This is a genomic window from Streptomyces sp. NPDC056948 (assembly GCF_042674225.1).
Taxonomy (GTDB): Bacteria; Actinomycetota; Actinomycetes; order Streptomycetales; family Streptomycetaceae; genus Streptomyces; species Streptomyces purpurascens.
Window position 1 is genome coordinate 1 of the sequence record NZ_JBHUQX010000088.1, and the last position, 24922, is coordinate 24922.

The 24922-nt window shown below is 73.2% G+C and carries 21 protein-coding genes; 4 read left to right on the forward strand and 17 right to left on the reverse strand.

The window, feature by feature from the left end:
• The 7 genes from ACFTZL_RS14090 to ACFTZL_RS14120 all read right to left on the reverse strand — a co-directional run.
• A partial coding sequence (locus tag ACFTZL_RS14090; RefSeq protein ID WP_382581382.1) for a ParB/RepB/Spo0J family partition protein occupies nt 1–287 on the reverse strand: 287 nt, incomplete at its 3' end.
• A gap of 741 nt (nt 288–1028) precedes the next feature.
• Nucleotides 1029–1436 carry a RidA family protein gene (locus tag ACFTZL_RS14095; protein WP_382581384.1) on the reverse strand — a complete coding sequence of 136 codons (408 nt, stop codon included), beginning with the start codon at nt 1434–1436 and terminating at the stop codon, nt 1029–1031.
• A 112-nt stretch (nt 1437–1548) separates the two neighbouring features.
• Nucleotides 1549–3777 (reverse strand): SWIM zinc finger family protein, encoded by a 2229-nt coding sequence (locus ACFTZL_RS14100; protein ID WP_382581386.1) that lies wholly within the window; start codon nt 3775–3777, stop codon nt 1549–1551.
• On the reverse strand, nt 3774–6644 hold the full coding sequence (locus ACFTZL_RS14105) for an SNF2-related protein (protein ID WP_382581388.1): 2871 nt from the start codon (nt 6642–6644) through the stop codon (nt 3774–3776). Before ACFTZL_RS14105 ends, ACFTZL_RS14100 begins: the two co-directional genes overlap by 4 nt.
• A gap of 106 nt (nt 6645–6750) precedes the next feature.
• Nucleotides 6751–7332: a sugar kinase gene (locus ACFTZL_RS14110; RefSeq protein WP_382581389.1), complete on the reverse strand. Its 582-nt coding sequence runs from the start codon at nt 7330–7332 to the stop codon at nt 6751–6753.
• Complete coding sequence (locus ACFTZL_RS14115; protein WP_382581391.1) at nt 7329–8477, reverse strand: ROK family glucokinase; 1149 nt, start codon at nt 8475–8477, stop codon at nt 7329–7331. The genes ACFTZL_RS14110 and ACFTZL_RS14115 overlap by 4 nt, the downstream gene beginning before the upstream one ends.
• Nucleotides 8478–8600: 123 nt before the next feature.
• Complete coding sequence (locus ACFTZL_RS14120) at nt 8601–9338, reverse strand: GntR family transcriptional regulator (RefSeq protein WP_382581415.1); 738 nt, start codon at nt 9336–9338, stop codon at nt 8601–8603.
• Between the two features lie 128 nt (nt 9339–9466).
• On the opposite strand from ACFTZL_RS14120, the gene ACFTZL_RS14125 reads away from it, so the two are divergent.
• On the forward strand, nt 9467–10489 hold the full coding sequence (locus tag ACFTZL_RS14125; RefSeq protein WP_382581393.1) for a Gfo/Idh/MocA family oxidoreductase: 1023 nt from the start codon (nt 9467–9469) through the stop codon (nt 10487–10489).
• Nucleotides 10490–10547: 58 nt separating this feature from the next.
• Here ACFTZL_RS14125 and ACFTZL_RS14130 read toward each other — a convergent pair whose 3' ends face one another.
• Both ACFTZL_RS14130 and ACFTZL_RS14135 read right to left on the reverse strand, forming a co-directional pair.
• Entirely contained in the window at nt 10548–11252 is a 705-nt protein-coding gene (locus tag ACFTZL_RS14130; RefSeq protein WP_382581395.1) for a response regulator, read from the reverse strand.
• Nucleotides 11253–11277: 25 nt separating this feature from the next.
• A complete protein-coding gene (locus ACFTZL_RS14135) occupies nt 11278–12372 on the reverse strand; it encodes a hypothetical protein (protein ID WP_382581397.1) in 1095 nt (364 codons plus the stop codon).
• A 170-nt stretch (nt 12373–12542) separates the two neighbouring features.
• On the opposite strand from ACFTZL_RS14135, the gene ACFTZL_RS14140 reads away from it, so the two are divergent.
• Nucleotides 12543–14432 (forward strand): caspase family protein, encoded by a 1890-nt coding sequence (locus tag ACFTZL_RS14140; RefSeq protein ID WP_382581399.1) that lies wholly within the window; start codon nt 12543–12545, stop codon nt 14430–14432.
• Between the two features lie 7 nt (nt 14433–14439).
• On the opposite strand, the gene ACFTZL_RS14145 is transcribed toward ACFTZL_RS14140, so the two are convergent.
• The 5 genes from ACFTZL_RS14145 to ACFTZL_RS14165 form a co-directional block, all read right to left on the reverse strand.
• Entirely contained in the window at nt 14440–17295 is a 2856-nt protein-coding gene (locus ACFTZL_RS14145) for a CHAT domain-containing protein (RefSeq protein WP_382581401.1), read from the reverse strand.
• A gap of 1 nt (nt 17296) precedes the next feature.
• Complete coding sequence (locus tag ACFTZL_RS14150) at nt 17297–17971, reverse strand: RES family NAD+ phosphorylase (RefSeq protein ID WP_382581403.1); 675 nt, start codon at nt 17969–17971, stop codon at nt 17297–17299.
• Nucleotides 17972–17973: 2 nt separating this feature from the next.
• The gene (locus ACFTZL_RS14155; protein WP_382581405.1) at nt 17974–18627 is read right to left on the reverse strand and encodes a hypothetical protein; all 654 of its coding nucleotides are present in this window, start codon (nt 18625–18627) and stop codon (nt 17974–17976) included.
• Nucleotides 18618–19748, reverse strand: coding sequence for a hypothetical protein (locus ACFTZL_RS14160; protein ID WP_382581406.1), 1131 nt, complete (start codon nt 19746–19748; stop codon nt 18618–18620). Before ACFTZL_RS14160 ends, ACFTZL_RS14155 begins: the two co-directional genes overlap by 10 nt.
• Nucleotides 19749–19831: 83 nt before the next feature.
• Nucleotides 19832–21106: a histidine kinase gene (locus ACFTZL_RS14165; protein ID WP_382581408.1), complete on the reverse strand. Its 1275-nt coding sequence runs from the start codon at nt 21104–21106 to the stop codon at nt 19832–19834.
• A 179-nt stretch (nt 21107–21285) separates the two neighbouring features.
• On the opposite strand from ACFTZL_RS14165, the gene ACFTZL_RS14170 reads away from it, so the two are divergent.
• Nucleotides 21286–21486 (forward strand): hypothetical protein, encoded by a 201-nt coding sequence (locus ACFTZL_RS14170; RefSeq protein ID WP_215117650.1) that lies wholly within the window; start codon nt 21286–21288, stop codon nt 21484–21486.
• A 48-nt stretch (nt 21487–21534) separates the two neighbouring features.
• On the opposite strand, the gene ACFTZL_RS14175 is transcribed toward ACFTZL_RS14170, so the two are convergent.
• Both ACFTZL_RS14175 and ACFTZL_RS14180 read right to left on the reverse strand, forming a co-directional pair.
• Nucleotides 21535–21930 (reverse strand): ribonuclease domain-containing protein, encoded by a 396-nt coding sequence (locus ACFTZL_RS14175; protein ID WP_189721308.1) that lies wholly within the window; start codon nt 21928–21930, stop codon nt 21535–21537.
• A gap of 98 nt (nt 21931–22028) precedes the next feature.
• Nucleotides 22029–22655 (reverse strand): dihydrofolate reductase family protein, encoded by a 627-nt coding sequence (locus tag ACFTZL_RS14180; RefSeq protein ID WP_382581411.1) that lies wholly within the window; start codon nt 22653–22655, stop codon nt 22029–22031.
• Between the two features lie 167 nt (nt 22656–22822).
• On the opposite strand from ACFTZL_RS14180, the gene ACFTZL_RS14185 reads away from it, so the two are divergent.
• The gene (locus tag ACFTZL_RS14185; RefSeq protein ID WP_382581413.1) at nt 22823–23602 is read left to right on the forward strand and encodes an SDR family oxidoreductase; all 780 of its coding nucleotides are present in this window, start codon (nt 22823–22825) and stop codon (nt 23600–23602) included.
• Between the two features lie 58 nt (nt 23603–23660).
• On the opposite strand, the gene alc is transcribed toward ACFTZL_RS14185, so the two are convergent.
• Nucleotides 23661–24776 (reverse strand): allantoicase, encoded by a 1116-nt coding sequence (gene alc, locus ACFTZL_RS14190; RefSeq protein ID WP_382581417.1) that lies wholly within the window; start codon nt 24774–24776, stop codon nt 23661–23663.
• Between the last annotated feature and the right edge of the window lie 146 nt (nt 24777–24922).

Below are 24922 nucleotides of genomic sequence, written 5' to 3' on the forward strand. Positions count from 1 at the left end.
GTCTTGTCCGACAGGCCGGCGACCTCGGCCAGCCGCCGGTTGGACCACTCCGGGAAGTCCGTGAGCATGCGCAGGGCCGCGGCCTTGCGGTCGGCGAGGGAGAGCGGCAGTCCGTGGTTGCTGTTCAACTTCACGGCGAGCACGAAGGCTTGGCTTTCGTCCCCGTTGAAGAAGACGGCGCTGATGTGCGTGGCGCCGCTCCGCTCGACCGCCCTGAGCCGGTGCACACCGTCGATGACGGTCATCGTCTCGTGGTGGATCACGATCGGCGGCAGATCGGCACACACTTCGGCGAGTGCGGTGATGTGTTGTGAGTCCTCCCCACCCGTCCGGGGAGAGCCCGCCACCAGGATGTGGCGTATCGGAACGTGGGTGATCTCCGATAAGAGCTCAGCGCGAAACGGATCGAGGCGAGGTGATGGGCGGTGTATCGGCTTCTCTGCTGATGCAGAGATGTGGTTCATCGATCTTCCCCCTACCAACTTCCTGTGGGCTCGGCAGCTGTCATGCGACGCATCCGGCGGCGGATGACTTCAGGCAGCGCGGCAAACCACGGGACGAGGGCAGGAAGGATCAGGACCGGCAATCAGAAAGTTGAAGAACATCGAATTTCCCCCGTAACGCAATGTCGTGAACCGACCCGAACAATCTTTCAGGAGGATCGATGCATTGCAAGACCTTGACTCTACGGATCTTTACCTCGAACGGGCCGCGGGGTTGGGGGAGTTGACATGGACGTGGCGCACGGACCGGCGTGCGCCGGCGTGGTATCGCGGCCGCCGGGACGGGCCTGGAGCGAGCGCTTTCCGAAAGCGCGATCAGACATCAAGCGGAATCCGGTCCGGGAGCTCAAAATCACGGCTGTATGTCCGCCGACCATTCAGAGACGTCACTGGTCCCAGCGGAAGCGGAAGGGAACTGTTTGCGTTCGGGCAAGGGGGTTCACAAAACACGATGGGCGGCGCTGGGCAGGGCTCGGGACCCCGCCCAGCGCGGCAATCCAACGAGGAGCTCGGCGTGAGCTCCGATCAGTCCAGCACCGCCGTGGCCTCGACCTCGACCATGATGTCCGGCTCACCCAGAGCGGACACGCCGAGCAGCGTGATCGGCTTCAACGGGTCGACGCCCATCTTGGCTGCGGCACGGGAGACACCCTCCCCCAGCAGCGGGTACTTGTCCGGGTGCCAGTCGACGACGTAGATCGTCAGCTTGGCCACGTCGTCGAAGGAACCGCCGACCTCCTGCAGTGCCCGGCCGACGTTCAGGTAGGCCTGCTCCACCTGTGCGGCGAAGTCACCGGTGCCCACCGCATTGCCATCGGCATCGCGGGCCACCTGGCCGGCCAGGAACACGATCCTGGAGCCCTCCGCGATCGAAAGCTGCCGATAGACATCCGGTTTCGGCAGGCCATCAGGATTGAATAATTTGATGGTCATGCGCTCTCCTCATTTCAGGGGACTTCGCGGTCACCCTAGCGCAGAGAGCATTTTCCATCCTGCCGAAACGGCGGGGAAGTTGACCAGTGGATGGCTCCGCTTCCACGTCCCTTCAGAGATCGCCGGGAATGCCGAGGCCCGTCAGCGCGCCCACCGGGTCCAGGTCGGGTGTGCCTCTCGGCCACCAGTCGTCGTGGCCCGGCTCGGACTCGTACGCATACCACAGGCCGTCGCGGCCCAGGCGGAGCTGGACGTGGCCATGGGGGTGGGTGAGGTGGTTGCGCCCGGGGCGAAAGGCGGGCAGGTCGGCGGCGAGGAGGAGCGGACGGGCCCGGTCGAACCGGCCGGCCGGCGGGTCCCACGGCTCCTCCAGTACGGCGAGGCCCTCCAGTCCGCCCTGACGCCAGGCAGCGACCGCGCGGGCCAGCTCGGACGAGGTGCGATCCGCCGCGGAGGCGAGCGAGGAGTAGAGCGCCCGGGAGCCCGCGGTGAGTCCCGAGCCGGGGCGGGCCGCGGCCAGGCGGACCGCGTCCTGCCAGAGGGTCAGCTGCCCGACCGGGTCACGGCCGGTGGCGAGCAGGGCGTGCGCCCGAGCGGCGGCGTCCGTGGCCAACTGGTCCAGCGCGAAGGGGTCCGGGCCGCCGGGGGACGCCGGGTAGGCCGGGGGCTGCTCGGGGTGCGCAGGCGTGGGCAGCGGCGCCGGCAGGGGCGGGAGGGCGCGCGGTGCGAGGGCGTCACCGGCCCGTACGCCGGGGAGGGGCGCCGGTTCCCTGTCCTGTGCGGCACGCGCCGCACGGGTGGCACTGAGCCGGGACAGCGCGTCGAGCAGTTCCCGTTCGCCCCGGCCGCGCAGCAGGAGCAGGACGAAGGGGTCGGCGTCGAGCAGCCGGGCGGTCTGGTAACAGAGGGCGGCGGCATGCTTGCAGGGGTGGCCCCGGTCGGGGCAGCTGCACCGCGGCTCCAGGTCGCCGGGCCCGGGCAGCAGCGGCACGCCGCAGTCCGCGAGGGACTGGGGCATCTCCTTGTCGAGGAGCGCCGCGATATGCCCCGGCCGGTCGACGGCGGCGTCCAGGAACCGCTCCCAGTCGGCGTCGTCGAGCGTGCGCAGCCGCACCTGCACGCGATACGGACGCGGGCGGCTGCCCTGTACGTAGGCCAGCACCAGTCCGGGCGTCACGGTGATGGCGTCGACATGCCCCTGCCCCGCATACCCGCGCCCGCGCTCCAGCCGCTTGGCGTCCAGCGCGCCCTGCTCCAGCGCCGCGACCCACGCGTTCCCCCACCAACTCCCGGCGAATCCCTTGCCGTCGGGCTCCCGGGGCGGGAAGGCCGGGAAGGTACGGCGGAGCTCACTGTCGCGGCTGGGGGCGGCCATGGAGCGGGGCTTCCGGGGGGTGGAGTGAGGGGCCACCGCTTTTCGGGGGGTCGAGGGCTCGGTGGACCAAGGGTTGGAGGTCGCGGGGTGGTCGGGAGTCGGCGTGTCAGGGGTTGGCGTATCAGGGGCTGGCGTATCAGGGGTCGGCGTGTCGCGGGGCGCCGGGCTGTGCGGCGCGTCGGCTCCGTAGTGAGGCGAACGCCCGGGGCCCGTTTCGGCGGGGTCCTCGGGTGCCGCGTCCGGCTCGTCCGCTTCCGTAGGCATCCGGAAGGCGTCGCCGAGCAACTGCAGGACGTCACGCGCTCCCCTGCCTACGGTGTGCTCGCCCGCCCGTCGATCGGGCCCCGCCGGCCTCTGGTGCACGGCGCTCTGCCGGGCAGCCCGGCGCCTGCGCCCGATCGCTTCGCGCGCGGTCTCCTCCCGTGCCCGCCGCGCGTCGTCCCGAGCCGCGCGCAGTGCCTCACGCGCGACGTCCCCCGCGCGCGGACCCGGCTGCTCGGTGGCGCCGCCGGGAGCATCGTCCAGGGTGTCTCCCGGTACGTCGGCGGGCGCGTTCCTGCCCTCGTCTTCGGAGTCTTCGGACGGCCCGCCGGACGGAGCCGCCCCCGGCCCACCGCTGCCGCCGTCACCCTCGGCGCTTCCACTGGGGGCCCCGCCGCTGCCACTGGGGCTCGACGAGCCACCCGACACTCCGGTCACCGCGTCATCGGCATCCTCGGCCGCAGGCAGGTCACCCGCGGAGCCCGCCTCGCCCCTGTCGGCCCCGTCGGCCCCGCGACGCTCGGACACCGCCCTGCGCAGTGCCTCGCGGGCCGCGTCGCCCGGTCGGGCGGTCTCCTGGTCGGCGGGTGACGGGGCCGGGGAAGGTGCCGGACGGGGAGCGGATGCCGGTTCCGGGTCCCGGGTCGCCTGCTCCCGGGCCGCACGCAGGGCCCGGCGGGCCTCGTCGGCCCCGCTGTGGGTCATGGCGTCCTCCGCAGGGAGACCAGGTCGGACAGCTCGCGGTCCGTCAGCTCGGTGAGGGCCGACTCGCCGGAGCCGAGGATGGCGTCGGCCAGGGCGCGCTTGGCCTGGAGCATCTCGGCGATACGGTCCTCGACGGTGCCCTCGGTGATGAGGCGGTGGACCTGGACGGGCTGGGTCTGGCCGATGCGGTAGGCACGGTCGGTGGCCTGCTCCTCGACGGCCGGGTTCCACCAGCGGTCGAAGTGCACGACATGGCCCGCACGGGTGAGGTTGAGGCCGGTGCCCGCTGCCTTCAGGGACAGGACCAGGACGGGCGTCGAGCCGGCCTGGAAACGGTCCACCATGCGCTCCCGCTCCGGGATCGGTGTGCCGCCGTGGAGGAGGTCGACCGGGACCGCTCGGGTGGCCAGGTGGGTGGTGATCAGACGGGCCATCCCCACGTACTGGGTGAAGACGAGTGCGGAGCCGTCCTCGGCGAGCAGCGTGTCCAACAGCTCGTCCAGCAGGGCGAGTTTGCCGGAGCGGGTGGCGAACCGGTCGCCGCCGGGCCGGGCGTGCTCCGGCGCCTGGTCCTCCTTCAGGTACAGCGCGGGGTGGTTGCAGATCTGCTTCAGGGAGGTAAGGAGCTTCAGTACCAGGCCCCGGCGGGCCATGCCGTCGGAGGTCTCGATGGCGAGCATCGACTCGCGGACCACCGCCTCGTAGAGCGCGGCCTGTTCGCGGGTGAGCGGGACCGGGTGGTCGGTCTCCGTCTTGGGCGGCAGCTCGGGGACGATGCCCGGGTCGGACTTCTTCCGGCGCAGGAGGAAGGGGCGGACCAGGCGGGCCAGGCGCTCCACCGCCTGGTCGTCCTCGCCGGTCTCCACGGCCCGGGCGTGCCGGGCGCGGAAGGACTTCAGCGGGCCGAGGAGGCCCGGGGTCGTCCAGTCGAGCAGCGCCCACAGCTCCGACAGGTTGTTCTCGACGGGCGTGCCGGTCAGGGCGACCCGCGCGGGGGACGGGATCGTGCGCAGCGCCTTGGCCGTGGCCGAGTAGGGGTTCTTGACGTGCTGCGCCTCGTCGGCGACGACCATGCCCCAGGCCCGCTCGGCCAGGGCGGGGGCCGCCGAGCGCATCGTGCCGTAGGTGGTGAGGACGAAACCGCCGTCCAGGCCGGCCAGGCTGCGCTCCGGGCCGTGGAAGCGGCGGACGGGGACGCCGGGCGCGAAGCGGGTGATCTCCCGCTGCCAGTTGCCCAGCAGCGAGGCCGGGCAGACCACCAGGGTCGGCTCGCTGCGCGCCCGCTTCAGGTGCAGGGCGATGAGGGTGACGGTCTTACCCAGGCCCATGTCGTCGGCGAGGCAGCCGCCGAGGCCCAGGGAGGTCATCAGCTCGAGCCAGGCCAGGCCCCGGAGCTGGTAGTCGCGGAGGGTGGCGTGCAGGTCCGGCGGCGGCTCGGCCGGGCGGATGCCCGCGGTCAGGCGGTCGCGCAGGCCGGCCAGCGCGCCGACCGGGACGGCCTCGACCGTCTCGCCGTCCACGTCGGCCGTGCCGGTGAGGGCGACGGACAGCGCGTCGACCGGGTCGAGCAGGCCCAGGTCCCGTTTGCGGGCCTTGCGGACGAGGGCCGGGTCGACCAGCACCCACTGGTCGCGCAGCCGGACGACCGGGCGGTGGGCCTCGGCAAGGGCGTCCATCTCGGTGTCGGTGAGCGGGTCGCCGCCGAGCGCCAGCTGCCAGCCGAAGCGGAGCAGGTCCTCGCTCTCGAAGAAGCCGGTGCCGTCCTTCGCCGAGCCGGGGGCCGGGCGGACCACCGCCGTGGCGGACAGGTCCTGGGCCAGGTCCCTCGGCCAGTGCACGGCGACCCCGGCCGCGGCGAGCCGAGTGGCCGCGACCCCGAGCAGGTCGTTCAGCTCCTCCTCCGACAGAGCCAGCACGTCGGGCACGTCCTGGTCGGAGAGCCGGTCCAGCGGGGGCCAGACCCGGGCCGCCCGGCGGACCGCGAGAGCCGCGTCCACGCGCGCGCGTGGGCCGAAGACGTCGTCGGCCCCGCCCGCCCACAGAGCCGCGGCGTCGGCCACCAGGGTCGGGTCGGCGAGGCTGTGCACCTGGACGATCGCAGCGCCGGCGCTGCGTGCGCCGCCGTCGGAGGCGTCGTCGAACAGGTCGTACGCCGACAGGTCCAGGCGGAGCGAGATCCGCACTCCGGCGTCCATGCCGGCGGCGACCTCGGCGGCCCAGTCGTGGGCGTGGGGCAGACGCTGGGCCTCCCGGGCCGCGAAGGGCCTGCCGGAGGTGTGGGGCGCGGCCGGGGTGCGGGGCAGGGTGTCGGCGACCGCGTCCAGGAAGGCGCGCACCAGCGCTTCCGGTTCGGGGAGGCGGATCGGGCCCGGGCCGGGCAGCGGGACGGCGTGCCCCTCATACGGCAGGGCGGCGGCCACCGCGCGCAGGTGCGCGATGTCGTCCGGGTCGAGGGGGCCGGCGCGCCACGCGTCGTGCCCCGCGGCGGTCAGGCCGGGCAGCAGCCGGCCCCGCGCGGTCAGCCGCAGGGCGTGCAGGGCGGCGGCGCCCCAGCAGGCGGTGGCGGGGTGCGCGGCGGGGTCGTGCCGGGCGCGCACCAGGAGCGGCAGGGCCGCGTCCAGCGGGAGGGACAGCGCCGGGGTGGTCCGCCGCCGCACGCCGGCGCCGTGCCGTCGTACGACGGTCAGCTCGGTGGCCGCGGCCTCCTCGGAGTCCTCCGTGTCCCCGGGGCGCAGGGGCTCGCCCTCGGGGTCCCAGAAGACGATCCGCCCGTCGCGCGGAAGGGGCGCGGGCAGGAAGACGGCCGGGAGCCGGACGGGGACCGCCGGCCCCCCCGCCCGCTCGGCCACCGCGGCCGTGTCGCCCATACGTCCTGCCACCTCCCGTCCCGCGTGTCGGATCAGTTGTCTCCGACTCTACGGGCGGGGTCTGACAATCGGCCCCGGCGGCATCACCGGCCCGCCGGGCTCCGGGTCAGGGCACGGTCCGGGAGACCACGAACACCCAGGGGTACGCCGGGTTGGACAGATCCACGACCACGTCATGCGTGGGGGCCGGATTCTTCTGCCTGTGGACGACGCCCGACCACAGGCCGTCGTCGGCGAACTTCCATCCGGTGACCTTCCGGTCGCGGGCACCGATGGTGACGTGGCCCTTCTTCAGGTCGTCCCGGGTCAGGCCGAGGCCCGTCAGATACGCGTCCAGACCGGCCGCGTTGGTCTCGAACTGGGCGTACAGGCGGCTGGTCTTCCAGTTGTTGGTCTCGTAGTACGCCACGTGCCAGGCCGGGTGCGGGACGGGCACCTGGTAGATCCGGCGCTGGAGCTTGGAGGGCCAGCCCTCGGTGAGGCCGGTCGCCGAGTACTTCGCCTCCTTGTCCTTGCCGCTGTCCCGGCTCTGGTTCGCGGAGATCACCAGGTAGCCGGCCGGGATGCCGATGAGCAGCACGATGATGAGCAGGGTGAGCGCCCTGCGGCGGATCATGTGGCCGCGGTCCTCGACCGGCCGCTCCGGCTCGTCGGGCCAGGGGCCCTGGTGGGGCAGCGAAGCGGTCACAGCGTCTCCTGGGTACTGCGACGGGCCTGTGCGTACCGCTCGTAGCGCTCGTACCGCTCCACCCGGCGGCGCTTGGCGCGGCGGAAGCGGCGGGCAACCAGCCGAGCCAGGTCCGCGGCGCCGACCATGCCGGCCTCCGGGCCGAGCTGGGCCCGGGTGATGCGGGCCTCGGGGCGGTAGCCGCGGCCCGTCAGATGCCGGCGGAAGGCGTCTCGCGCGGGGCCGATCAGCAGGTCGTCGGCGGCCGAGACACCGCCGCCGATCACGAAGCAGGAGGGGTCGAGGGCGGCCGCGAGGTTGGCGATGCCGACGCCGAGCCACTGGCCGATGTCCTGGAGCAGCTCGATGCACATGGCGTCGCCGTCGCGGGCCAGCTCGGTGATCATCGGGCCGCTGATCTCGGAGATGTTGCCCTTGACGTGCTCGATGATCCCGTACGCCACCGGCGAGTCGGCGGCGGCCAGCTCGCGTGCCTCGCGGACCAGGGCGTTCCCGGAGCTGTACTGCTCCCAGCAGCCGCGGTTGCCGCACGGGCAGCGGTGGCCGCCGGGCACGACCTGCATATGGCCGAACTCACCGGCGACGCCGTACTTGCCGCGCTTGACCTGGCCGTCCTCCAGGATCGCGCCGCCGATGCCGGTGCCCAGCGTGATCATGACGAGGTGGTCCTCGCCGCGGCCCGCGCCGAAGCGCCACTCGGCCCAGGCGGCGCTGTTGGCGTCGTTGTCGACCAGGACGGGCACGGCGAGCCGCTCGGCCAGGCGGTCGCGGAGCGGTTCGTTGCGCCACGACAGGTGGGGGGCGAACAGCACGCGGTTGCGGTCGGCGTCGACCCAGCCGGCCGCGCCGATGCCGACGGCGTGCACGTCGTGCCGGTCGGAGAGGTCCAGGACCAGTTCGGCGATGGTGTCCTCGACGACCCTGGGGCTCTTGGACTTGTCCGGGGTCTCCGTGCGGAGCTTCTCCAGGATGTTGCCGTCGGCGTCCACGACGCCCGCCATCACCTTCGTACCGCCGATGTCGATGCCGACCGTCGGCACGCGGGGTGCCGTCAGGTGTGAGCGGCGCTCCCGGGTGCCGACGGTGCGGAGTGCCGTGGCGCGGCGGGAGCCGATGGGGGCGGTGAAGTCGCGGTAGGTGCTCATCGGGCCCGATTCTGCCTCACGGGGAGGCAGGGTGCGGAGCAGAGGGGTGGTGCGGATCATTGCCGAGTGCGAGCCGGTGGGGGCTTGTCGCGCAGTTCCCCGCGCCCCTCAACAGCATGACCATCACGTCCGTACGAGCAACTGGAACTCGAACGAATAGCGCGTCGGGCGGTACGTGTGTGTGCCGTATTCCACTGCTCGGCCCGTGTCGTCGAACGTCACCCGCTGCATGGTCAGCAGTGGGGCCCCGGTCTGCTCGGCGAGTCGTTCCGCCTCCGGCGGGGTCGCCGCTCGCGCGCCGATGGACTGGCGGGCGCTGTGGAGGGTGATGCCGGCCGCTCGCATCAGGCGGTAGAGGCCGGTGTTCTCCAGTTGGTCGGTGTCGAGGTCGATGAGGCCGGGGGGCAGGAAGTTGCAGAGGTAGGCCATGGGCTCGCCGTGGGCGAGGCGGAGGCGTTCCACGCGGTGGACGTCGCTGTCCTCGGCGACGCCGAGTGCGGCGGCGACCTCGGCGGAGGCGGGCTCGAGGGTGTTGACCAGGACCTTCGTGGCCGGGCGCTGGCCCGCCGCCTCCAGGTCGTCGTAGAGGCTGCTGAGCTCCAGCGGGCGCTTGACCTGGCTGTGCACGACCTGGGTGCCCACGCCGCGGCGGCGTACGAGGAGGCCCTTGTCGACGAGCGACTGGATGGCCTGCCGGACGGTCGGCCGGGACAGGCCGAGCCGGGCCGCGAGCTCGATCTCGTTGCCCAGCAGGCTGCCGGGGGTCAGCGTGCCGTGCTCGATCGCGGCCTCCAGCTGCTGGGAGAGCTGGAAGTACAACGGCACGGGAGAGCTGCGGTCCACGCTCAGCTCGAGCTGCACGGTCGGGTCCACTTCTGGTTTCGGCACGGGCCGAGCGTAGCTCCGTGCGTTGTTGACGGGAAGTTCTGTAGTCAGATTGTCCGGACAAACAGATTGACAGGGGCGAGTTGTGGACGCACTTTGTTCCCATGCGCATCGGGGTCATCGGGACGGGCCGCATCGGCACGATCCACGCGAACACGCTCAGCAGGCACCGCGACGTCGGGTCCTTGATCCTCACGGACGCGGACCCCACGCGGGCCCAGGATCTGGCGCACCGGCTGGGTGAGACGGCGGCGCCGGGCGTGGAGGAGATCTTCCGCTGGGGGGTCGACGCCGTGGTGATCACGACGAACACGTCCGCCCACGCCGAACTGATCGGTCGGGCAGCACGCTCGGGCCTGCCGGTGTTCTGCGAGAAGCCCATCGCGCTGGATCTGCCGGGGACCTTGAGCGCGATCGCCGAGGTCGAGACGGTCGGGACGGTCCTCCAGATGGGCTTCCAGCGCCGCTTCGACACGGGCTACACGGGCGCCCGCAAGGCCGTGCGGTCCGGCAGGCTGGGGCGGCTGCACACCGTCCGGGCGCTGACCAGTGACCAGTCGCCGCCGCCCGCCGCGTGGCTGCCGATGTCCGGCGGGCTGTACCGGGACACCCTGATCCACGACTTCGACGTGCTGCGCTGGGTGACGGGCCGGGAGGTGGCCGATGTGTACGCGGCCGGGTCCGACGCGGGGCCCTCGATGTTCCGCGAGGCCGGCGACGTCGACACCGCCGCCGCGCTCCTCACCCTCGACGACGGCACGCTCGCCACGATCACCGGCTCCCGGATGAACGGGGCCGGCTACGACGTGCGCATGGAGCTCGCCGGGGAGCTCGACCAGATCGTGGTCGGCCTGGACGACCGTACGCCGATCGCGTCCACCGAACCGACCGGGCCGCCGGCCGCCGACAAGCCCTGGACGGGCTTCCTGGAGCGCTTCGGCCCGGCCTACGAGGCGGAGCTGAACGCGTTCGTCGAGGTCGTCCGGGGCGAGCGGGCCAACCCCTGCGACGGGCGCGAGGCGCTGCAGGCCCTGCGGATCGCCGAGGGGTGCGAGCTGTCGCGCCGGGAGCGCAGAGCGGTGCGGCTGGCGGAGATCCCCGGCGGAGCCGCCCAGACCTTCGCGTGACGGCGTGGCCGCCCGGACGTTCGCGTGACGGCGGGCCCGTACGGCGGCCGGCGCCGGGTCAGTGGCCCTCCGGTTCCTCCTGTGCCGCCTGTGCCGCCTGTTCCTCGTCCAGGAGTCCCGCGTCGTACGCCAGCAGCGCGATCTGCACCCGGTTGTTGAGGTCGAGCTTGGCCAGGATGCGTGAGACGTGTGTCTTGACGGTGGCGACGCTCATGAAGAGGCCGGTGGCGATCTCGGCGTTGGCCAGGCCCCGGCCGACCGCTACGGCGACCTCGCGCTCGCGGTCGTTGAGGACGGCCATGCGGGCACGCGCGCGTGCGCGGCGCGTGTCGGCGGCGGTGCCGACCGCGTGCCGCATGAGCTGACGGGTGACGGTGGGCGACAGGACCGGGTCGCCGGCCGCGACCCGGCGCACCGCCGCGAGGATCTCGGTGGGCGGGGTGTCCTTGAGGACGAAACCGGCGGCGCCCACGCGCAGCGCCCGCAGCACCTGTTCGTCGGCGTGGAAGGTGGTGAGCACCACCACCTGCGGGGCGTCCTTGCGGGCGCGCAGGCGCTCCGTGGCCGTGAGACCGTCCACCGTCGGCATTCGGATGTCCATGAGCACGACGTCCGGTCGGGTGCGGTCGACGAGCGCCTCCACCTCGCCCCCGTCGGCGGCCTCCCCGACGATCTCGATGTCGTCGGCGCCGCCCATCATGAAGGACAGTCCGGCCCGCACCAGCGGATCGTCGTCGACGAGGAGAAGTCTGATCGCAGTCATGGGCGTTACGTAATCACGGCCGCGGTCAGGCGCGCAGCGTCACGCCGTACAGGGTGCGCAGGCGGCTGATCTCCCACCAGACCACCGCGGTCACCGAGGCGGGGCCGCCGAGGACGGCGAGGGCCTGGATCACCGGCGGGCCGGGCGGCAGACCGCCCGCGACCAGGCTGATGACCGCGAACTCCCAGACCAGGGTGCCGGTCAGCAGGGCGGGGAGCGCCGCGTGCACGGACGAGGTGTTGAAACCGGTGCGGATGGCCGGGCCGGTGGCGAAGCCGATGAAGAACAGGAGCCAGACCAGGGGCAGGGCCGCCGCGAGGATCAGCCAGGGAGCGGGTTCCGACGCCCCGGCGGAGGGCGACCGGTTCCGGCCGAGCAGGATGATCACCCCGCCGAGCAGCGGAAGGGCCGTCACGGCGCCGACGTACCACCCGGCCGACCGCAGGGCGGCCCGCACACTGGCGCGCATCGCCGACCGTCGCTCCGCCGACGCCCAGCGGAAGAGCACCGTGATCACCACGGGCGCGCTCAGGAGCAGCAGCGGCGGGGTGACCGCCAGCCGCATCATGTACTGCTCCTGGGCCTCGGCGACGTCCTCCGGTTTGCCGTAGACGCCGAGCAGCAGGAGGGACATGGCGGCCGCGGTCCAGGCCCGCACCTTCTGCACGCGTGTGACGTGCCGGTCGTCGACGGCCCGGTGCCCGTGCCGCGGGAAGAGCCGGTGGGCCCGGTTGCGGGCCGAGCGCGCGAACGAGTAGCCGACCACGAGCGGCAGGAACGCGAACCACGTGCACGGGGCGAGCAGCACCAGCCACATGCAGCCGGAGGTGTTGGACCGCCCTTGCCGCAACAGCTGGCGCAGCGAGGGCCATTCACCGGCGCGCAGACCGCCCTGCCCCGGCCCCGGCCCCGGCCCCGGCCCCGGCCCCGGGTGAGGCTGCGGTGGATACGGATGGGGATGGGGATAGGGATAGGGATACGGCTGTGGCTGCGGGTAGCCGTACGGTGCCGGGCCCGGCTGGGGCGGTACGTAGGGGCCCGCGGCCGGAGGCGGCGGGTACGGCCCCCCGGCCGGCGGCCCGGGCGGCTGGTACGGGTTGGCGGGTCCCCCGAAACTCACGTGGTGTTCCTTCCGTTACTCGCGGTGCTGAAGGCGGCACAAACATCAGCCATCTCCGCAGTCAAGTCAACCGGCTTCGGCGCGAGGGGTCATGGGGTTGCGCGCGGGCGCCCGGCATGCGCCCCGGAAACGCCCTGCCCGCGCCCGGGCGGACCTGGAAGGATCACCGTATGCGCACCGTGTACGCCCTGTTCGTGGGCATCGACGACTACCCCGGCGCGCCGCTGTGCGGCTGTGTCAACGACGTACGGGCAGCGGAGAAGTGGCTGCGCGGCAGGACCGGTCCGCAACCCCGGGTCCGGACGCTGTACGACGCCCGGGCGACCCGGGCGGCGGTGCTCAAGGGCCTGGAGGAGCACCTGGGGCGCAGTGGTCCCGGCGACACCGCGCTGCTGTGGTTCAGCGGGCACGGCAGCCAGAGCCCGACCAGCGACCCGGGCGAGGCCACCGGCTGGTCCCAGGCTCTGGTGTGCCACGACAGCCTCGCCCCGGGCGGGCAGCCGGTGCTGCAGGACACCGAACTCGGGGCGCACCTGGACCGCGTCGCCGCCCGCGGCACCCATGTCGTCGCGGTGCTGGACTGCTGCCACTCGGGCGGGGCGACACGGGAGAACGCGGACGGCGCGGCCGGTCCGGCCGGTGCGGCGGTCCGGGGCGTGCCCTGGCAGTCGTGGTGGCACACGGGGTCGCGCGAGAGCGGCGGGGCGGGACCCGAGCCGGGTCGGCATGTCCTGCTGGCCGCGTGCCGCCCGCAGGAACTCGCGCACGAGAAGGTCATCGACGGACGGACCCGGGGCCTGTTCAGCCATGCGCTGCTGAGCGCGCTCGACGGGCTCGGTCCCACGACCACGTACGGGGAGCTGCACGCACTCGCCCACGCGCGCGTGCGCGTCAGTGGCCACGTCCAGCATCCCGAGCTGCGCGGTCCGGAGGACGGGGGCTTCCTGTCCGGCGAGCCGGTGCCGGCCTCGCCGTTCCTGCTGCGGCACACGGCGTCGGGCTGGGAGGTCAACTGCGGTGCGGCGCACGGGCTGCGGTCGGCGGGCGCCGAGTTCACCCTGTCCGGGGACGGGGACCCCGGGGAACGCACCGTCGTGGTCCGGGAGGTGCGGACCGAGTCGGCTCTGGTGGACCCGGTCGACTGGCAGCCGACCGCCGAGGACGAGCAGGTGGCGCACGCCGTCACGCCGTCGGCCATGGCGTTCCCGCCGGCCGTCGTGACGCTGTCCGGTGAGCCGGTCGCCGTACGTCTGGTCGCGGAGGCCGTCGAGGCGGTGCCCGCGCTGGCCTTGGAGCCGGACGGGCCACCCGCGGCGGAAGGGGTTCTGCGCCTGCACGTGGAAGCCGGGGACGGCCGGGCCCGGGTGTCGGGCGGCGCCGGGCATCCCGTGCCCGACCTGCCGCTGGAGTCCCCCGCGGACGCGGCCGGCGTCACCGACTGCCTCGCGCACATCGCCCGCTGGCACCACATCCGGGACCTGGCCAATCCCGATCCGCTGCTGTCGTCGCTGGTCCGGATCACCGTCGAGGAGACGCCGGTGGGCAGTCTGCGTCACTCGGCGGACGGTGAGATCGTCTGCGCCTACACACCCGGCGGCAGTGAACCGCAGGTACGGGTCGGGATCCACAACTCCTCCGGACGGGACCTGTGGGCGGTGCTCCTCGACCTGACGGACGGCTACGCCTCGTCCCCGCATCTGTTCGAGGGTGAGTTCATCGGGGACGGCAGGGTCGGGTGGGCCCGGCGCGGGCAGCCGGTGTGGATGCGGCTGCCGCCGGGGCGTTCGAAGGTGCGGGGCGCCTTCACCCGGGACTGGCTGAAGGTGATCGTCGCGGAGGAGGAGCTGAACCTCGCGCCCTTCCGGCTGCCCGCCTGGTCCTCCGCCGCCCCCTCCGGCGCACGCCTCAGCCCGGCCCCGGCCGGTGGAGGCGGTCTGCTGCGAGTGATCGGGGCGAGTGTCAAGGACGGCCGGGACGCGGGCCGCCGGGACGCGGGCGGTCCGGCCTTCGGGGCGGCCCGGTGGGGGACGGCACAGGTGGTCGTCCGCACCGAGGTGTGAGGAGCCGTCACCAGCCGAGGTGGGTGAAGCCCGCCCACGCGGTCAGGTCGTCGCCGTCGATGTGCCGTACCCGGGCCCGCAGCTTGTCCGGCATGCCGGGCGGCGCCTCGCGGCGTTCGTTCAGCATCCACGACTGGGCGCTGCGCAGCGCCGCTCCGGGCGGCAGGCCCTCGTGGCTCATGAAGTGGTGGGTCATGTACATCAGCAGGGACGTCGCCGCGTCGGGCACGGGCCACAGGGAGCCGATGACCGAGCGGGCGCCCGCGACGAGGAACGCGGTGGACAGGCTGTACGCCTCGTCGTACCCGTGCCCGGAGACATTGGTACGGCAGGCCGCGAGCACGACCAGGTCCAGGCCGCGGTAGCGGGTCGCGCCCTCGGTCAGTTCCTCGGCGGCCAACCGCCCGCCGGACAGGGCGAGATAGGCGCTGTGCCGCTCGCCCTGGCGCACCACTCCGTGGCAGGCGAGGTGCAGCAGTCCGCCCTGCTGCCGGCGCAGCCAGTCGGTGACGGCGGCGGGCGTGGCGGCGCCGGGGCCGAGCAGAGCGCCGTCCGGGTGGAAGACGCTGTGGACGGCCTCGGCCTCTTCACCGGCGTGGTGCAGATCGCGGGTCGGGTTGCCGACGACCAGGGTGCGGCGGGTGCCGACGGCGGGCCGGGCCGCCACGTCGCACAGCAGCCGGGCGGAGGGCAGGTAGGAGATGTCCACCTCCTCGCAGGCGTATCCGTGCGACCGGCGCCGGCCACGCACGCGTGCCGCGTGCCAGGGCACGACGCCCAGGGCACCCATGGGGACGAGCACCAGGGACGGCACCCGGCCGTAGCCGCGCGGGAGCCGGCTCAGCAGCGGTTCCATCACCGCCGTACCGGCCCAGGCGCACACCTGCTCCAGGGCGGCGCGGCTCGTGGCGGGGCTGGGGGCCGGTCCGGGCGGGGTGTCGTCCTCGGGCGGGCCGCCGGCGTCACGGCCGGGGGTGCCGGTGGCGCGGTAGGCGGTGAGCGGGGGCGCGTCGAGGGTGAGTTGGGGCAGGTGGAGGGCGTCCGTGCTGCCGTCGGCGGTGACGATGAGGGCGGCGCCGGAGCCGTGCTGCGGGCCGAGGAGTCCGGGCACCTCCTCGTCACCGGGCACCAGGTAGACCAGCGCGGTCGCGCCCATCGCGCGCAGCGCCGAGCCGATGTCCCCGGGTGCGGGCACGTCCAGCAGGCCGTGCTGCCGGGGGGAGTCGGCCAGCGCCTCGAGGACCCGGCGGCGCAGTCGGCTGGAGGGCCCGGCGACCACGGCCTGAGCCGCCATCAGCATCTCCTCCCCCGGCTCGGGCACGCTGCCCACGGCCTGCCATTCCCGCGCGAGCTCCGTCCGGCCCAGTTCCCTCAGCATGTCGGGCACGGTGGTGACCACGGTCGCCGCGTGCAGGACGAGGCCGCGCCCCGCGTCCAGGGCCCGTACGGCGTCGGCGTGGGCGCCGTCGGCCAGACACCAGCGCGCGACGTCGAGGGCCTGGCCGCCCGCCAGCCGGGCGGTCTGCGCGGCATGGGCCGTACCGGACTGGAGCAGGGAGCTCCAGGCCGCGGCGCGCAGGCAGTCGAGGCCGACGCGGCGGGAGGCCTCGTAGTTCAGGCGTCTCGTGCGGGCGTCGTGCGTGTCCTCGTCGCCGCGCAGGCGATACGCCCTGGCCAGCGACATGCCGGTGCCGCCCCACAGGGGGTGGTGCGGGCCACCGGTGAGCTTCAGGGTGTGCCGCAGCCAGGCGATGCCCTGGTCCAGATGGTGGAGGCGGTCGGCCGGAGGTGCGATGGGGAGTCCGGCCAGGGTGGAGTGGACCACTCCCAGCGAGCCCGTGGCCCGGATCCATCGCTCGTCGTCCGGTTCGAGCAGCTCCAGTGTGGCTTCCTGCAGCTCCATGGCCTCCAGCATTCCCTGGTAGTCCATCGCCGGCAGGGCGCGTGCCCCGATCGCGAAGGCCGCCTCGGCCAGTTTGTCGGCCTGGACGTTGCGCGGCAGCCCCGCGATCCGCCGGCGGATCTCGTGTGCGGGTGTCGCGGCGCCCGCCCCTTCGGCAGCGGGGTCGATGCGCCCGGTGCGCCGCGCCCGCAGGAGGCCCAGGTGGCTCCGGGCGCCTTCCAGGTTCGATTCGAACGCGAGCATGTCGATGTGTTCGGCGGGCAGCTCCCGCAAGGCCCGTTCGAGCACGCGGGTCTGCTCGGCCATGGCCTCCTCGTCGGCACGGCGGGCCGCCTGGTGCACACGGAACAGGGCGATCTGGGCGTTCAGGGCCAGGCGCTCGTCCGGCCGCAGTTGCGCGGTCTCGACGATGCGGGCCATGTCGTCGACGGCGGTGTCGAAGTCGTCCTCCCCGCCGCCCAGTTGGGCCAGGTAGGTCCGCAGGATGGCATGGGCGAAGTCGAGATTCTCGCGGGTCCGGGTGCCGGACGGGAGCACGGCCCGGGCCCGTTCGATCCGGGCCAGCGCGCGCTCGATGTCGGCGGGTTCGGTGAGGTGCCGCAGGCCGAAGGCGCTGTTCTTGACCACGACGCCGGCCTGCCAGGTCTCGTCCGCCGGCCCGTGTTCACGGACCTCCTGCCAGAGTTCCTCCTCGCGCACGGGGTCGAAGAGTGGTTGTTCGAGCCGCAGGATCGGCAGCACGCTCAGCACATGTCCGGCCAGCAGCCCGGACATGACGGTGCCGCGGGGCAGCTCCGCCCAGTCCCCGTACAGGCGGTCGTAGGCCTGCTGTGCCGTCGGACAGCCCAGCCGGTCCAGCACGAGCTGGGTCATCCCGGCCAGGTCCTCGCCGCTGACCACGCCGTTCGCCCGCTGCTCGATCTCCCACACCAGCGCCTGAAGGTCGTACCGGGTCGTCATCTCACATCCCCCGCTCCCGCGACCGCGGCGCGGTCCGTGTCCGGTACGGCGCCAGCACCCCGTTGAGCCACCGCTCCCCCTCCTCGGTCCCGAAGTCGACGCCGGGCGCGCCCGTGGGTTCCAGCACCGGCGGCCGGCCCCGGTCGTCGAAGAGGATCGCGACCCGGTCGGCGGGCTCGCGCTTCGACGGCCAGACGAAGCCCTGCGCCCAGGGCTCGGTCTGCCGGCGGATCCAGTGGCCCCAGTCGCGCGTCTGCGGATAGTCCGCGCCCTCGGTGTGCACCAGCCACGCGTCCTGCGCCACCGCAGCGAGATCCGCGCCGGACATCAGCGAGACGACCTCGATGTCGGCGGCCAGCCTGAGGAAGGACAGGCTGCGGCGTTCGAACGCCACGCGGGGCAGCAGCCGGTGGCCCGCGTCGGAGTCGAACGGCAGCGAGCGCAGCAGCACCTCGCAGACGGCGGCACCGACGCCGAAGCCGACGTAGAGGTAGCCGTAGCGGTCGTGGGGGGTGCTGTCGAAACGGCCGCCGTAGTAGAAGGCGTGCGAGGGGCGGGCGTTGTACGCGGTCGGCGGGCGGTGGGTGGAGTGCACGCGGTACACCGGTGTGCCGGCGCGCAGCACGGATCGGGTCGGTTCGCCCGGCAGGGCCTCGGGCGGCGGGTACTTGCCCATGGCTACTCCTCCCCCTCCGGACCGGCCAGTTCCCGTGCCGCGCCGAGCAGTTCGAGGTCGCGGCCACGGCCCAGCAGGGCCGCGGGGGTGCCGTCCCACCACGTCGTACGGGACAGCCACCAGTCGGCGGCGCCCCAGGGGTCGGTGGCGGCGCGCAGGACGGAGTTGACCTCCAGGACGATCCGCCAGGGCATGGCCCCGGCCTCGAACTGGAAGAGGGGCAGCCGTCTGCGGCCGTCCGGGCCGGAGAGGGCGATCAGCCGTGGGTCGGCGCTCTCGGTCCAGGGCGTGGACGGTTCGCTCAGCAGGCGTTCACGGACGGGGCCCAGGACGGGTCCGACCATGGGGTTGCCGTCGAGGACGAGCATGCACAGGTCGGCCGCCGCGTATCCCTCGTACAGCTCGGGCGGGGGCTGGTGAGTGAAGCGCCCGGTGTCGCCGTGCTGTCGCAGTCGGGCGGACTCGTCGGCGGGGAGGGCGTCGAGGAGGGTCTGTGCGGCGGCCAGGACGGCGGCCGGGTCCGAGGCGTCAGCCCCGGCTCGCAGCCGGGACAGCCGCTCGCTCAGCGTCCGCCGTGTGCCCGGTTCGAGCAGGCCGGACAGTCTCTGCCAGTCGGCCGCGGCGGCGGCGAGCACCGTGAAGGGGTTCACCCGCACCTGTGTCCTTTCTCCTCGGTGTCGGCTGATCCGTGTGCGGACAGGGGCCGTTCGCGCGCGCCCAGCGTCTCGGCCAGCAGATCGGCGACCAGGGGGCGGCGGACGACGAGATGGAGGTCGGTGTCCGCATCGGTGCCGGCGTCCAGCGCGGCCCACAGGGCACTGACGCCGGTCTGCGGGGGCAGTCCGCCGCGGCCCGCGCCGAGCAGGGGAAAGCAGATCGACCGCAACGGCGGTGTGAAGGCGGCGCGTTCCTCCGACAGCAGCGCCAGGGCGCGGGCCGCGGCGGTGACGACGTCCTGGGCGGCGACGTCGTAGTCGTTGGTGCCGGGCCTCGGGACGGCGACGGCGGCGTGGTAGAGACGGCGGACGCCCCGGGCCGCGAGGGCGCCGGGCTCGGTGGGGGCGACCGTGCCGGGCAGTGCGGGGCGGCCCAGCAGCCCGTGCGCCGTACGCCAGCCGAGCAGCGCGTCGTGCACGGGGTCGGCGGTGACGTCCCCGGCCGCGCCGCGCACGGCGCCCGCGCGGCGCAGGGACGCGGACACGGAGGCCTTGAACATCGCGGGCAGGGAGAGGTGCGTGTTGGTCGGGGAGACGATCACGTCGACGTTCCGGAGGAGTTCGACGGGGTGGACGTGCAGCAGTACGTCGCGCGATCCGACGCGGAGGGAGCGGTGCTGCAAGTGCGGGGCGAGGAGGGGCGGTTGGGGCGTGGCGGCGCGCTGCGGGGCGATGCCGGCCAGCCAGCACACCTGTTCGGCGATCTGGGCCAGGACCATGTCCTCCTGGCTCTTGCGGAAGCGCTCGACGCTGACGCTGTACACCTGGGCGGCGAGCCGGCGCCGGTCCGCCGCCGGGCGGTCGCGCAGGCCGGGCGCCAGGCCGAGCGAATAGCCGGCCGCCTGCTCCAGGTCGCCCCCGCCGAGCTGGGACACGGCGGTGCGCAGCAGGTTCTCCACCTCGACGGGCCAGGCGTCGGTGACGGCGGCGGAGTGCGCGGCGGCCGCCCGGCGGAGCAGCGGGACATGGAGCTCCCGGATCCGGACCAGGCCCTCGACGCGGACCGTCTTCACCTCCCTCAACACGGACGCGACCTCGAACTGCGGTGCACCAGGCGACATATGCCCATGATCCGCCGCCCGCCTCACCGGCCACAAGGGCCGCGGGGTCCACGGGGGCCGTCCCGGTCAGCCGAGCCGGCCCTTCACGCCCACGGCAGCCACGCCCGCACCTCGAACCCGCCCTCCGGCGTGCGCCCATGCTCCAGGCGGCCGCCGGCCAGGGTCGCCCGTTCCGTCAGGCCGATCAGGCCCTGGCCGGAGCCGGGTACGGGGGGCACGTCACCCTCGGGGGCCGGGTTGCGCACGGAGACGGTGAGGCCGTCGCCCGGTGCGCCGGTGACGGACACCGTGACCTCCGTGCCGGGCGCGTGCTTGCGGGCGTTGGTCAGGCCCTCCTGGGTGATGCGGTAGGCGGTGCGGCCGACGGAGGACGGGACGGCGGCGGGGTCGTCGACACACTGGTCCAAGGAGACTTTCATGCCGGCCTGGCGGGACTCGGCGACCAGCGTGTCCAGCGCCCCGAGGGTCGGCTGCGGCCTGCCCGTGTCGTCGGGCTCGCCCGCCCGCAGTACGCCGATGATCTCCCGCAGGTCCTGGAGGGCCTCGTGCGCGCTCTCCCGGATCACACCCGCCGCCCTCGCGGTCTGGGCCGGGGGCGCGTCGGGCCGGAACTCCAGGCCCCCCGCGTGCACGCTCAGCAGCGTCAGCCGGTGGGCGAGTACGTCGTGCATCTCCCGCGCGATGGCCTCGCGGGCGAGCCGCTGCGCCTGCTCGGCCCGCAGCCGCGCCTCCGTCTCGGCCCGCCGCGCACGGTCCCTGAGGCTCACCAGCAACTGCCGCTTGGCCCGTACGAACATGCCCCACCCGACGATCGCCACCGTGAGCAGCACGGCGAAGAGCACGCTCACCAGGTAGGCGATGTCCCCGTCAGGGCGCAGCCAGTAGAACAGCGGGATCAGCGCGACGTTGACGCCGCCCACCCAGGCCACGTACCGGAAGGGGCGGTGCACCGCGAGGGTGAACAGGGCGATCACGGCCGTACCGCCCGCGGTGTCCGAGACGAGGGTGACGGGAGTCAGCGCCACGGCGAGCCCCAGGGGCCAGCGGCGGCGCAGCCAGACCGTCGCGCAGGCCAGCGCGCCGATGACCTGATCGACGACGGCCAGCCCTTCCGGGACATGCGGGTTCTTGACGAGGGCATCCAGGGCGACCGCCCCCACCAGCACGGCGAGCAGGAAGCAGCAGAAGTCGACGACCCAGTCGCGCGCGGTGCGCCGGGGCCGCCGCCGGCCCTGTTCGGTGTCGGGGTCGAGTTCGTGCAGCAGGGCGGACGGGATGAGCCATCTGCGCCCGGTGAACACCGAGGGCGTCTCCCCCGGCAGCACCGGGGCGGCCTGCCCCGCGTTGTCACCACTCACGGTCGACAAATCTACGCAGCCCGGCCCTGTTGCACCGCTTCCTTGGCGGGATCGTCGACCAAAGTCGTCACACCGAAGACTTTCGACGCGGCCGGCCGGGCCCCAACAGGGACTTCGGTCCCCGGATGCCCGCCCCGCGGCCGATGCGCTCGGGGGGTCCGCGGGGCGAGGCTCGCGGCATGAAGCAGGTACTGGAGATTCTCGGCTTCCTCGCCCTGGTCCAGGGCGTGGCGGGCCTGGTGCACGAGTTCACCGACTGGGACTGGGGGCTCGTGCAACGACTGGGGTTCCTCGACGGCTACGAGATCTACGCGAGCGTCACCCTGCTCGTGCTGGGCGTCGCCCTGTTCGCGGCGGCCGGGAGCCGGAAGTCCGTCTGAGCGTCCGGGCGGACTTCCGGCCCGCGTTCACCGAAGGGGCCGCCCGGCTCAGCAGCCGTAGTCGACCAGGTCGAACGACTCGTAGTGGTCGGCCGTGTAGTAGTCCTCCTGGTTCTCCTCACCGGTGACGATGCGCCGCGCACCGCGGTTGGAGGAGCCGGGGGTGATGACCGTGTACTCGTGGTAGTACCCGGTCGACTGCTGGGGCAGGATGCGCTCCCGGTTCTGGAAGACGGTGCCGTCCTGCTCGAACGGGTACGGGCCGCCCTTCTCGATCAGGTCGAGCGTGTCGTGGGCCTGGGACGGCAGTTTGCTGTAGCAGATGTCACCGACGGCGGTGGGGGCCGCGTCGGCCGTGGTGGCGGAGACGGTCCCGCCGATGAGGAGAGCGGACACAAGGGCGGCTGCTGCGCCGAGCCGCGAGGCGCGTGGGGGGAAATTCATGCGCTCATGATGACGCGCGTAGACAGTGGCATGTCAATGTCAAGCGCAGAGATTTTCCCGTCAAGTCCGATGAGTTTGCGGGAAGTTAACCCGTGCGGCTACGCATCCTCCGGCAGTTTGTACTCGCCGTACTCCGGGCGGCCCGCCAGGTCGTACGTCTGCATCGAGACGCCCGCGCCGGTGACGCTCCCTCCCGTGTGCCGGAAGGCGGTCGGTACGGCGCCCTCCGGGAACAGCCGGAACCCGGTGCCGAGCACGACCGGGAAGGTCAGGAGGTGGAGGGTGTCGACGAGGTCGAGCGACAGCAGGGAGCGGACGAGGGCGCCGCTGCCGTGCACCTGGACCTCGCCGTCGGTGCGCTCCTTCAGGGCGGCGACCTCCTTGGCGAGCTCACCGGAGAGCACGGTGGTGCCCGCCCAGCCGGGGTCCTTCAGGGTCGCGGAAGGGACGTACTTCGGCAGTGAGTTGAGCTTCGAGGCGACCGGGTCGGCCGGGTCGGTCACCTTCGGCCAGTACGAGGCGAAGATGTCGTACGTACGGCGCCCGAGCAGGAAGGCGGCCGGGCGCGCGAAGACGTCGCTGACGAACCGGCCGAAGTCCTCGTCGGCGTACCAGAAGCTCCAGCCGCCGTGGGTGAAGCCCCCGCGGGTGTCCTCCTTAGGCCCGCCGGGGGCCTGGTAGACGCCGTCGAGGGTGACGAAGAGGGTGGAGACGAGCTTGCCCATGGCGGGTGCCTTCCTTTCCGGAACGAAGAGGATCCGTTGTCATGGGTTCAGACCCCGCCGGCACCCGCAACTCATCGCTGGGCCGTACGCCGCACGCGCGTCTCGCCGGGGACCTCGATGTCCGTTCGCCGCCAGCGTCGCCGCCGGGCGGCCGCTGGGATGGACACATGACTTCACAAGGAACTTCCCGAGCGACTTCTCGGACGACTTCTCAGGCGACCCTGCACGGCAAGGTGGCTCTCGTGACCGGCGGGAGCCGTGGCATCGGCGCGGCGACGGCCCTGCGGCTGGCCCGGGAGGGCGCGGACGTGGCCGTCGGCTATGTGAACGGCAAGGAGGCGGCCGAGGACGTCGTACGGGCCGTGGAGGCTCTGGGGCGGCGAGGGGTGGCGCTGCGCGCGGACGCCGCGGACGCCTCCGCATCGGCCGAAGTGGTGGACGCGGCGGCCGAGGCGCTGGGCAGGCTCGACGTCCTGGTCAACAACGCGGGGGTCGGGGTTCTCGGGCCGCTGGAGACGCTGTCCCTCGAGGACGTCGACCGGGTCCTCGACATCAACGTACGGGGGGTCTTCCTGACGTCCCGGGCGGCCTCCGCGTGGCTTCCCGAGGGCGGGCGGATCATCACGATCGGCAGTTGCATGGCACAACGCGTGCCAGGGCCGGGCGGAACTCTCTACGCGATGAGCAAGGCGGCCCTGGCCGGTCTGACCAAGGCCCTGGCCAGGGAGCTGGGCGGGCGCGGGATCACGGCGAACCTGGTCCTCCCCGGCCCGATCGACACGGACATGAATCCGGCGGACGGTCCGCATGCGGAAGGCCAAGCGGCGATGACCGCGCTGGGGCGGTACGGGACGGCGGACGAGGTGGCGTCGATGGTCGCCTACCTCGCGGGGGCGACGTATGTGACCGGTGCGGAGTTCTCGGTGGACGGCGGGCACGCGGCGTGAGGCGCATGGGGCGCACCGGTGCTGTCAGGCCGGTGCGCCCCATGGGTCTGGGGTCGGCTCAGCCGCCCAGCTCCTGGTGCCGCGCCGCGAGACGCCTCGTGCCGTCGTCCGTCAGGGAGCCGAACAGTCGCAGCCGGGAGATGCCGCCGTCCGGGAAGATGTCCACGCGCGCGTGCGTGCCGACGGCCGGCTCCGGGAGGACGAAGCGGTGGTTGGTGTCGGGCTGGAGGCGGGTGCGGGGCAGGATCTCGCGCCACTCGCCGTCCTCACCGTCCTTGACCGACACGGACGCCCAGCCGGCGCTGTTGCCCTTGAGGTACGCGGTGTCGATCTCCAGGGCGCGGATCCTCGCCTGGGAGGCCAGCCGGTAGCGGATCCAGTCGTGGCCCTGGTCGCGGCGGCGCCGGGTCTCCCAGCCGTCGTCCATCTTGCGGGAGCGGCCCGGCTGGATGGTGTTGGAGGCGGGCGAGTAGAAGAGGTTGGAGGCGTCCTCCGCCTGGCCGCCGTTCTCCAGGGCGACGACGTCGAAGGTGCCCAGCGTCTCCAGCCACTCGGGGTCCGGGACGACCTCGCCGTACACGCGCAGGCGTGCAATGCCGCCGTCGGGGTGCTGGTTCACCCGCAGGTGGGTGAAGCGCTGCTCGACCGCGACGGAGAAACCGTTCGCCGCGTGGCCGCCGACCGGGGTGCGCGGGATGAGGGTCGTCCACTTCACGTCGTCCCCGAGGAGCTCCTCCGGCGACGGGGAGCCCGGTACGGAGGTGCCCTCGACGGACACCGCCTGCGGGTAGTTGCCGCGGAAGTGGGCCGTGTCGACGACGATCCCGCGGATCACCCCGGGCGCGCCGAGACGCACCAGCGCCCAGTCGTGGTCCTCGGCCGTCGGCCACGGGTGCCCGGCGGAGGCACCGCGCCGCCGCCGCGTCTCCCAGCCGTCCATGATCTTGCCCTTGTGCCCGAAGTGCTCGGGGTCGAACTCGGCGGGCTCGGGCACCAGCAGGTTCTCGCGCTGCGCGAAGAACTCGTCGTTGGCGGCGAGGACACCGGCCCCGAGGCGCCGGTCGGCGAGGTTGGCGTACTGGGTGAAGGGGAAGTCGGCGGTGCGGTAGTCCGCGAACGGGTCGCCGCCTCCGTAGGGGTTCGCGTCGCCGGTGAAGCTGGGAATCGCCGTCACGGGATGGGTGCCTTTCAGGAGTCGGCCGGTGGGATGCGGGTGCGGGGAGGTCTGGGGGCCTTCTGGTGGATCTCCGCAGGAGAAGGAGCGGTGTTCGGTGCGTGCGATCGGCGTGCGGTGCGGAGGGTCATGTGGCGGAGCCACCT

Excerpts from the sequence above, each read along its gene's own strand:
- ACFTZL_RS14160 (WP_382581406.1), bottom strand. The coding sequence starts at position 19,748 with ATGTCGCCTGGTGCACCGCAGTTCGAGGTCGCGTCCGTGTTGAGGGAG.
- ACFTZL_RS14095 (WP_382581384.1), bottom strand. The coding sequence starts at position 1,436 with ATGACCATCAAATTATTCAATCCTGATGGCCTGCCGAAACCGGATGTC.
- ACFTZL_RS14115 (WP_382581391.1), bottom strand. The coding sequence starts at position 8,477 with ATGAGCACCTACCGCGACTTCACCGCCCCCATCGGCTCCCGCCGCGCC.
- ACFTZL_RS14145 (WP_382581401.1), bottom strand. The coding sequence starts at position 17,295 with ATGACGACCCGGTACGACCTTCAGGCGCTGGTGTGGGAGATCGAGCAG.
- ACFTZL_RS14170 (WP_215117650.1), top strand. The coding sequence starts at position 21,286 with ATGAAGCAGGTACTGGAGATTCTCGGCTTCCTCGCCCTGGTCCAGGGC.
- ACFTZL_RS14175 (WP_189721308.1), bottom strand. The coding sequence starts at position 21,930 with ATGAATTTCCCCCCACGCGCCTCGCGGCTCGGCGCAGCAGCCGCCCTT.
- ACFTZL_RS14185 (WP_382581413.1), top strand. The coding sequence starts at position 22,823 with ATGACTTCACAAGGAACTTCCCGAGCGACTTCTCGGACGACTTCTCAG.
- ACFTZL_RS14125 (WP_382581393.1), top strand. The coding sequence starts at position 9,467 with ATGCGCATCGGGGTCATCGGGACGGGCCGCATCGGCACGATCCACGCG.
- ACFTZL_RS14180 (WP_382581411.1), bottom strand. The coding sequence starts at position 22,655 with ATGGGCAAGCTCGTCTCCACCCTCTTCGTCACCCTCGACGGCGTCTAC.
- ACFTZL_RS14150 (WP_382581403.1), bottom strand. The coding sequence starts at position 17,971 with ATGGGCAAGTACCCGCCGCCCGAGGCCCTGCCGGGCGAACCGACCCGA.
- ACFTZL_RS14140 (WP_382581399.1), top strand. The coding sequence starts at position 12,543 with ATGCGCACCGTGTACGCCCTGTTCGTGGGCATCGACGACTACCCCGGC.
- ACFTZL_RS14105 (WP_382581388.1), bottom strand. The coding sequence starts at position 6,644 with ATGGGCGACACGGCCGCGGTGGCCGAGCGGGCGGGGGGGCCGGCGGTC.
- ACFTZL_RS14100 (WP_382581386.1), bottom strand. The coding sequence starts at position 3,777 with ATGACCCACAGCGGGGCCGACGAGGCCCGCCGGGCCCTGCGTGCGGCC.
- ACFTZL_RS14130 (WP_382581395.1), bottom strand. The coding sequence starts at position 11,252 with ATGACTGCGATCAGACTTCTCCTCGTCGACGACGATCCGCTGGTGCGG.